4 protein-coding genes are annotated in these 2,458 nt (G+C 58.0%); all 4 read left to right on the plus strand.

Features of this window, described 5'->3' with window-relative positions:
• The coding region (locus L0H65_RS18320) for an NADH-quinone oxidoreductase subunit H (protein WP_301460645.1) at window positions 1-785 on the plus strand (785 nt) is incomplete at its 5' end.
• Between the two features lie 4 nt (window positions 786-789).
• Complete coding sequence (nuoI, locus tag L0H65_RS18325) at window positions 790-1,293, plus strand: NADH-quinone oxidoreductase subunit NuoI (RefSeq protein WP_301460646.1); 504 nt, start codon at window positions 790-792, stop codon at window positions 1,291-1,293.
• Complete coding sequence (locus L0H65_RS18330; protein WP_301460647.1) at window positions 1,290-1,700, plus strand: carboxymuconolactone decarboxylase family protein; 411 nt, start codon at window positions 1,290-1,292, stop codon at window positions 1,698-1,700. Before nuoI ends, L0H65_RS18330 begins: the two co-directional genes overlap by 4 nt.
• Entirely contained in the window at window positions 1,697-2,311 is a 615-nt protein-coding gene (locus L0H65_RS18335) for an NADH-quinone oxidoreductase subunit J (RefSeq protein WP_301460648.1), read from the plus strand. The genes L0H65_RS18330 and L0H65_RS18335 overlap by 4 nt, the downstream gene beginning before the upstream one ends.
• Window positions 2,312-2,458: the final 147 nt, after the last annotated feature.

Consider the following 2,458-nt stretch of genomic DNA (forward strand, 5'->3'; position numbering starts at 1 on the left):
TCCTTGCACCGATGCTGTCCTTCGTTCTGGCGATCCTCGCTTGGGCGGTAATCCCGTTCAGTGACGGTTGGGTTTTGTCGGATATCAACGTCGCGATCCTCTTTGTCTTCGCCGTCTCCTCGCTGGAGGTGTACGGCGTGATCATGGGGGGCTGGGCGTCGAACTCCAAATATCCGTTCCTCGGCTCGCTGCGCTCTGCGGCGCAGATGATTTCCTATGAGGTCAGCCTGGGGCTGATCATCATTGGCATCATCATCTCTACCGGATCGCTGAATTTCGGCGCGATTGTGGAGGCGCAGCGCGGCGATTTTGGCTTGTTCAACTGGTATTGGCTGCCGCATTTCCCAATGGTTTTCCTGTTCTTCATCAGTGCTTTGGCGGAAACCAACCGCCCACCGTTCGATCTGCCGGAGGCGGAATCCGAACTGGTCGCAGGTTTTATGGTCGAATACTCATCCACGCCGTACCTTCTGTTCATGGCGGGCGAATATATCGCTTTGTTCCTGATGTGCGCCTTGACCTCGCTGCTGTTCTTCGGTGGCTGGCTGTCCCCCATCCCCGGCTTGCCGGATGGGGCGCTGTGGATGGTCGGGAAAATGGCGTTCTTCTTCATCATGTTCGCCATGGTGAAGGCGATCGTGCCGCGCTACCGCTATGACCAGTTGATGCGGATCGGCTGGAAAGTGTTTCTGCCGCTGTCCATTGGCTGGGTGGTCATCGTGGCATTCCTTGCGAAATTCGAAGTGCTTGGCGGCTTCTGGGCCCGCTGGGCGATGGGGGGCTGATCTCATGGGGCAAAACCGTCCGACCGACTGGAACCGCGCCACCAAGTATTTCCTGCTATGGGATTTCTTTCTTGGCTTCAAAGTGGGCTTCAAATATTTCTTCGCGCCGAAAAGCACGCTGAACTATCCGCATGAAAAGGGGCCACTGTCGCCACGCTTTCGCGGCGAACACGCGCTGCGCCGTTATGCCAACGGCGAGGAACGCTGCATCGCCTGCAAGCTGTGTGAGGCGATTTGCCCGGCGCAGGCGATCACGATTGACGCCGAACCGCGCGAGGATGGTTCGCGACGCACCACGCGCTATGACATCGACATGACCAAATGCATCTATTGTGGTTTCTGTCAGGAGGCTTGTCCGGTCGATGCCATCGTCGAAGGTCCGAATTTCGAATTCGCCGCCGAGACGCGGGAGGAATTGTTCTATGACAAGGCAAAGCTGCTTGATAACGGCGACCGCTGGGAGGCCGAAATTGCCCGCAACCTTGAAACGGATGCGCCCTACAGATGACCGATGAATTCGCCAAGATGTTCAAGACGATGATGGAGCAGGGTCAGGAAATGGCCAAATCCTTTGCCCCGGCGCTGGAAGGCGTCGATGTGAAGGGGTTTGAAAAGCTGTTTCCGTCCATGCCGCCTGAAATGCTGGAAATGTGGTTCGGCAAGACCTTCAACCCGGAAGGGCTGGACGCGCGCACCCGGCTTCTGGTGACGATCGCGGCCCTGACGGTTCTGGGCGCGCAAGCCGATGCGCAGTTGCGGCTGACCATCAAGCAGGCGCTGACGGCCGGGGCGACCAAGCGCGAGATTGCCGAAGTGATCTGGCAGATGAGCATGTTCGGTGGCCTGCCCGCGATGCAAAAGGCGCTGGAGATTGCGCAAGCCGTCTTTGCCGAAGTTGAGGAGAGCGAAAAATGACCGTCGCTGATTTCGCCTTTTATCTTTTTGCGCTGACCGCCGTGATCGCCGGGGTTCTCGTTACCGTGTCGCGCAACCCGGTACATTCGGTGCTGTGGCTGATCCTTGCGTTCCTGTCCTCGTCGGGGCTTTTCGTGCTGCTTGGTGCGGAATTCGTCGCGATGCTTTTGATCATTGTCTACGTCGGCGCTGTTGCGGTGCTGTTCCTGTTCGTGGTGATGATGCTCGACGTGGATTTTGCCGAGTTGAAAGGCGAGATGGCGAAGTACATGCCGATTGCCTTGTTGATCGGGGTGATCTTGCTGATGCAACTGATCATCGGCATTGGTGCATGGGTTTCGGCGGATGGCGCGATGGGACTGCGCCGCGCGGTGACACCCGATCTGACGCAGGTGGAGAATACGCGGGCGATTGGATTGCTGCTCTATGACAAATATTTGCTGCCGTTCCAGCTTGCCGGGATGATCCTTTTGGTCGCGATGATCGGGGCGATTGTGTTGACGCTGCGCCACCGCAAGGATGTCAAGCGCCAGAATGTGTTGCAGCAAATGTGGCGCGATCCCGCGACGGCGATGGAGTTGAAAGACGTGAAGCCGGGGCAAGGGCTTTAACGCCCCACCCGGTCGCCGGGTGGCCGCAATGCCGCCCAAAAAGACGAACAATCGGGCGAATGACCCGGAGGGACGAGAAGATGGTAGGACTGGAACATTATCTGGCGGTCGGGGCGGCGCTGTTCGTCATCGGCATCTTTGGCATCT

The organism is Pseudorhodobacter sp., assembly GCF_030452865.1.
Classification (GTDB): Bacteria; Pseudomonadota; Alphaproteobacteria; order Rhodobacterales; family Rhodobacteraceae; genus Pseudorhodobacter.